Origin of the sequence: Candidatus Propionivibrio aalborgensis, from assembly GCF_900089945.1 — a bacterium.
Taxonomy (GTDB): Bacteria; Pseudomonadota; Gammaproteobacteria; order Burkholderiales; family Rhodocyclaceae; genus Propionivibrio; species Propionivibrio aalborgensis.
In genome coordinates, this window is record NZ_FLQY01000275.1 from 1 (window position 1) to 5,803 (window position 5,803).

Consider the following 5,803-nt stretch of genomic DNA (forward strand, 5'->3'; position numbering starts at 1 on the left):
CGGATGCATCATGGCTGTCGAGGTTGACGAAGCGAGCGCCATAGCCGAGGCACAATCTTTCCCGGGGCTCTCCGGCATGGATCTGGCCAAGGTGGTTTCGGTCGATGCGCCTTATGAATGGCATGAGGGCGAGTGGTCATTGACCGGTTATCAGCCGGCTCCTGAAACGAAGTTTCACGTCGTTGCCTTCGACTATGGAGTCAAGCGCAATATCCTGCGCATGCTTGCGGCCAGAGCTTGCAAGGTGACGGTTGGTATTTTCCTCTCCAACGGGCCCGGCGATCCGGAGCCCTGCGATTATGCGATCAAGGCGATCGCCGAACTGCTGGACCGCGGAATTCCGACCTACGGCATCTGTCTTGGCCACCAGTTGCTGGCGCTGGCCTCTGGAGCGAGGACCGTCAAGATGAAGTTTGGCCATCATGGCGCCAATCATCCGGTCAAGGATCTCGACACCCATCAGGTCATGATCACCAGCCAGAACCATGGTTTCGCGGTCGATGCCGACACGCTGCCAGCCACTTTGCGGCCGACGCATGTTTCGCTTTTCGACGGCTCCTTGCAGGGCGTTGCGCGCACCGATGTTCCGGCGTTCTCGTTCCAGGGACACCCGGAGGCGAGCCCCGGCCCGCACGACGTGGCCTACCTGTTCGACCGTTTCATCAAGCTGATGCAAGACAAGAAGGCCGAGGGAAAGTAACTCATGCCCAAGCGTACTGACCTGAAGAGTATTCTCATCATAGGTGCCGGCCCGATTGTCATCGGTCAGGCCTGCGAATTCGACTACTCCGGAGCACAAGCCTGCAAGGCTCTGCGCGAGGAGGGTTACAAGGTGATCCTGGTCAATTCGAACCCGGCGACGATCATGACCGACCCTGAAATGGCCGATGTGACCTACATCGAGCCGATCACCTGGAACGTTCTCGAGAAGATCATCGAAAAGGAGCGCCCCGACGCTCTGCTGCCGACCATGGGCGGCCAGACCGCGCTCAACTGTGCGCTCGATCTGGCTAGGCACGGCGTACTGGCCAGATTCAGCGTCGAGATGATCGGCGCATCGAAGGATGCCATCGACAAGGCCGAGGACCGCGAAAAATTCAAGAACGCGATGACCAGGATCGGCCTCGGTTCGGCACGTTCGGCAATGGCGCACTCGATGGAGGAAGCGCAGCAGGTACAGGCTGCGCTGGGTTTCCCGACCATTATCCGTCCGTCCTTTACGATGGGCGGTTCGGGTGGCGGTATTGCCTACAACCAGGAGGAGTTCGTCGAAATCTGCAAGCGCGGGCTCGAAGCCAGCCCGACCAACGAGCTTTTGATCGAGGAGTCGTTGATCGGCTGGAAGGAATTCGAGATGGAGGTGGTCCGCGACAAAAAGGACAACTGCATCATCGTTTGCTCAATCGAGAACCTTGATCCGATGGGTGTGCATACCGGCGATTCGATCACCGTTGCGCCGGCGCAAACACTGACCGACAAGGAATACCAGATCATGCGCGACGCCTCGGTGGCCGTCCTGCGCGAGATCGGGGTGGATACTGGCGGATCGAACGTGCAGTTTTCGATCTGTCCTGAAGACGGCCGCATGATCGTCATCGAAATGAACCCGCGTGTTTCGCGTTCTTCGGCGCTGGCGTCGAAAGCAACCGGCTTTCCGATCGCCAAGGTGGCGGCCAAGCTGGCCGTGGGGTACACGCTCGATGAACTGGCCAACGAAATCACGGGCGGCAAGACGCCGGTTTCTTTCGAGCCATCGATTGACTACGTGGTGACCAAGGTGCCGCGCTTTGCCTTTGAGAAGTTTCCTCAGGCCGATTCGCATCTCACCACACAGATGAAGTCGGTCGGCGAAGTAATGGCCATCGGACGCACTTTCCAGGAATCCTTCCAGAAAGCGCTGCGCGGCCTTGAGGTGGGCGTCGACGGGATGAACCAGCGGACAACCGACCGCGAGGAACTTGAGCGTGAACTCGGGGAGCCCGGACCGGAACGCATCTGGTATGTCGGCGATGCTTTCGAGAACGGGTTTACGCTGGATGAGGTTCACACCCTGACGCACATCGATCCCTGGTTTCTGGCGCAGATCGAGGATATCGTCAGGATCGAGATGGAGCTCGATGATATGGCGTTTGAAGAGATAGATGCCGGGGCTTTGCGTGAACTCAAGCGCAAGGGATTTTCAGATCGGCGTCTGGCCAAGCTGCTCAAGTCAACCGAAGCGCTGGTTCGCGCCCGTCGTCATTCGCTGGGCATTCGTCCTGTCTATAAGCGTGTTGATACCTGCGCGGCAGAATTCTCGACCAGTACCGCCTATATGTACTCGACCTACGAGGAAGAGTGCGAGTCGAAGCCGAGCGACAGAAAGAAGATCATGGTGCTCGGCGGTGGTCCGAACCGCATCGGGCAGGGGATCGAGTTCGACTACTGTTGCGTGCATGCGGCACTCGCGTTGCGCGAAGACGGCTACGAAACGATCATGGTCAATTGCAATCCGGAGACGGTTTCAACCGACTATGACACCTCGGATCGCCTCTATTTCGAGCCGTTGACTCTCGAAGACGTGCTCGAAATCGTCGCCATTGAAAAGCCGGTTGGCGTCATCGTGCAGTTCGGCGGGCAGACGCCGCTCAAGCTGGCGCGAGACCTTGAAGCGAACGGAGTGCCCATCATCGGTACCAGTCCGGACATGATTGATGCGGCCGAGGATCGGGAGCGCTTTCAGAAGCTGCTTCAGGATCTTGGCCTCAAGCAACCCCCGAATCGCACGGCGCGTACCCAGCCCGATGCGTTGAGGCTGGCTGCCGAAATTGGCTACCCGCTGGTCGTTCGGCCATCTTACGTACTTGGTGGCCGGGCAATGGAAATCGTGCACGAGCCACGCGATCTTGAGCGCTACATGCGCGAAGCGGTCAAGGTATCGAATGATTCGCCGGTGCTGCTTGATCGATTTCTCAACGACGCGGTCGAAGTTGACGTCGATGCCCTGTCCGACGGCGAGACGGTCATCATTGGCGGTGTGATGGAGCATATCGAACAGGCCGGGGTGCATTCAGGCGACTCGGCCTGCTCGCTACCGCCCTATTCGCTGTCGGCGGAAGTGCAGGACGAACTTCGTCGGCAGACCAGTTTGATGGCCAGGGCACTTAATGTCTGCGGTCTGATGAACGTTCAGTTTGCCATCCAGGACGATGTGGTCTACGTTCTGGAAGTGAATCCGCGTGCGTCACGCACAGTGCCTTTCGTTTCCAAGGCTACGGGGCTTCAGTTGGCGAAGATCGCCGCGCGCTGCATGGCCGGTCAGTCGCTGGCCCGTCAGGGGGTCACCCGGGAAATCGTTCCGCCCTACTACTCGGTCAAAGAGGCTGTGTTTCCCTTCAACAAGTTTCCCGGTGTGGATACCATTCTCGGCCCCGAGATGAAATCGACCGGTGAAGTGATGGGTGTCGGGAAGACCTTCGAGGAAGCATTCGTAAAGAGCCAGATGGCGGCAAGTGTTAAACTTCCCGCGTCCGGCAAGGTGTTCATCAGCGTCAAGGAGTCGGACAAGAGCAAAGTTGCGGAAATCGCCCGGGACTTGCACTCCGCTGGGTTTGCCATCCTGGCCACGCGTGGAACTGCATCGACGATCGCTAGTGCCGGGATTCCCGTTACCGTGGTCAACAAGGTGACCGAAGGACGGCCGCATGTTGTCGATATGATCAAGAACAATGAGATTTCGTTGATCATCAACACAGTGGACGAGAAACGTCAGGCGGTCAGCGATTCACGCTCCATTCGCACAACCGGACTGGCAGCACGCGTTACGATGTACACCACGATATGGGGCGCTGAGGCAGCGGCCGTAGGCATCAAAAGCTGTGGTGAGCTAGTCGTCTACCCGATCCAGTCGTTGCACGAACAACTGGGTTGACGGGAGTGGGGTGGGGTTTGCTTCGGGCCTTGCGCCATTCGGTTTTGTGATTCAGGCGCGTCTTGCGCGGAAATGATAAATGATTGTTGAACCGCCCGTGTTGCCTATGATCAGGTCGCAGGCGGTTATTCTCAGGTAGTAAACGAAATGAGCAAAGTTCCCTTAACTGTTACGGGCGCGGAAAAACTGCGTGCCGAACTGCATCAACTGAAAACAGTCGAGAGGCCAAGCGTGATTGCGGCGATCGCCGAGGCGCGCTCGCACGGTGATCTTTCGGAGAATGCCGAATACGATGCCGCCAAGGAACGTCAAGGTTTCGTCGAAGGTCGTATCAAGGAGGTCGAGAGCAAACTGTCCAATGCACAGATCATCGACCCCAAGCTGCTTGATGCCGATGGGCGCTGTGTCTTCGGCGCGACGCTTGACCTTGAGGATCAGGATTCCGGATTGCCGGTAACCTATCAGATCGTTGGTGAAGACGAGGCCGATATCAAGGACGGAAAGATTTCAGTCAATTCCCCGATAGCGCGCGCACTGATCGGGAAATATGCTGGAGACATTGCGCAGGTTCAGGCGCCGGGTGGTTTGCGCGAATACGAAGTGCTCGATGTGCGTTACGAATAACCGGCTGATTGGTGATTCAGATTTTTGACGTTTTCTGTTCCTAGTGTTGTTCGCGAGGCCCGACCGTGCGACGTATTTCCGAAGCGCTCTTCTTTGTTGTCCTGACCTTGTGGGTCGGCGGTTTGTGGGCGATTGGTTATCTCGTCGCACCGACTCTTTTTGCGACGCTGGCCGATCGGCATTTGGCCGGCATGCTTGCCGGCAAGTTGTTCACGCTGATCGGCTGGGTGGGCCTGGGTTGCGGGGCCTATCTGCTGTCCTTCATGCTGTTCAGCCAAGGCAGTACCGTCCTGAAACGACGGGCCTTCTGGGTCGTTCTGGTGATGCTGCTGCTGACTGCGGTCGGCCAGTTCGGAATTCATCCATTGCTTGCGCAATTGAAGGCCGATGCATTGCCGCGCGAGGTTATGGACAGTGTCTTGCGTGATCGGTTCGTCGCCTGGCATGGCATTTCGAGCATTCTCTACCTGCTGCAGAGTCTGCTTGGCTTGATGGTCGTGGTGTGTGCGGGGCGTGGGGCAAGGTAGGCGAAATCCGGCGGTCAGATCTAGCCGCGTGATCCGCCCTGAAAGCTGCGCTTGCTGCGGCGCGGCACTGGAGGGCTTCGGCGCAGTCGAGGTGGTACTCTAGGCGCGGGTAGCGGACGCCAGACAACAAGCAATTTGCCGATGTGTTGTACTGGTGCGGCCCCAAGTTGCTCGCAGATGCTGGCCAGATACTGTTCGCGCACATCCCGATCGTCGCTGAAGACACGGATTTTGATCAATTCATGGCTGTCAAGGCTGGTGCTGATCTCTTGCATGACCGATTCGGACAGCCCGTTCTGGCTGATGGAAACGACGGGGTTGAGAGCGTGGGCACGGGCACGCAGCTCACGTCGCTGGTCGGCAGTTATATCAAGCATTCAGTAACCTTGCGCAAAGGGCGCATTCTACCGAGTTTAGGCAATGAAACGAACCAGAACGAGTAATGCGTGGTTGCGCGAACACGTGAATGATCACTACGTGCAGCGCGCCAAGGCCGAGGGTTATCGATCCCGTGCTTCGTTCAAACTCATGGAGATTGATGACCGGGACCGTTTGTTTCGTCCCGATGAAATCGTCGTTGACCTCGGTGCGGCTCCCGGCGGCTGGTCGCAGGTTGCCGTTCAGCGGATGAAAGGCAGGGGCCGGGTCATCGCGCTGGATTTGCTGGAAATGGATCCTGTGGGCGGCGTTGACTTCATTCAGGGCGATTTTCGTGATGAAGATGTGCTGCAGAAGCTTGAAA

General features: G+C 57.8%; 6 protein-coding genes. 5 read left to right on the forward strand and 1 reads right to left on the reverse strand.

From position 1 onward, the window contains the following. The 4 genes from PROAA_RS12845 to PROAA_RS12860 all read left to right on the forward strand — a co-directional run. The coding region (locus PROAA_RS12845; RefSeq protein WP_186411721.1) for a carbamoyl-phosphate synthase small subunit at positions 1–700 on the forward strand (700 nt) is incomplete at its 5' end. Positions 701–703: 3 nt separating this feature from the next. Beyond that, on the forward strand, positions 704–3,910 hold the full coding sequence (gene carB, locus PROAA_RS12850) for a carbamoyl-phosphate synthase large subunit (protein ID WP_186411722.1): 3,207 nt from the start codon (positions 704–706) through the stop codon (positions 3,908–3,910). Between the two features lie 147 nt (positions 3,911–4,057). Continuing rightward, positions 4,058–4,534 (forward strand): transcription elongation factor GreA, encoded by a 477-nt coding sequence (gene greA / locus PROAA_RS12855; RefSeq protein ID WP_186411723.1) that lies wholly within the window; start codon positions 4,058–4,060, stop codon positions 4,532–4,534. A gap of 65 nt (positions 4,535–4,599) precedes the next feature. Continuing rightward, positions 4,600–5,061 carry a DUF4149 domain-containing protein gene (locus PROAA_RS12860; RefSeq protein WP_186411724.1) on the forward strand — a complete coding sequence of 154 codons (462 nt, stop codon included), beginning with the start codon at positions 4,600–4,602 and terminating at the stop codon, positions 5,059–5,061. A 20-nt stretch (positions 5,062–5,081) separates the two neighbouring features. Here the strand turns inward: PROAA_RS12860 and PROAA_RS12865 are convergent, their stop codons facing one another. Next, on the reverse strand, positions 5,082–5,438 hold the full coding sequence (locus PROAA_RS12865; protein ID WP_186411725.1) for a YhbY family RNA-binding protein: 357 nt from the start codon (positions 5,436–5,438) through the stop codon (positions 5,082–5,084). A gap of 43 nt (positions 5,439–5,481) precedes the next feature. Between PROAA_RS12865 and PROAA_RS12870 the strand changes: the two genes are divergently transcribed. Then, a partial coding sequence (locus PROAA_RS12870; protein ID WP_186411726.1) for an SAM-dependent methyltransferase occupies positions 5,482–5,803 on the forward strand: 322 nt, incomplete at its 3' end.

Bases quoted from the DNA above. Each gene is read 5' to 3' on its own strand.
- PROAA_RS12865 (WP_186411725.1), bottom strand. From the start codon at position 5,438: ATGCTTGATATAACTGCCGACCAGCGACGTGAGCTGCGTGCCCGTGCC.
- greA (WP_186411723.1), top strand. From the start codon at position 4,058: ATGAGCAAAGTTCCCTTAACTGTTACGGGCGCGGAAAAACTGCGTGCC.
- carB (WP_186411722.1), top strand. From the start codon at position 704: ATGCCCAAGCGTACTGACCTGAAGAGTATTCTCATCATAGGTGCCGGC.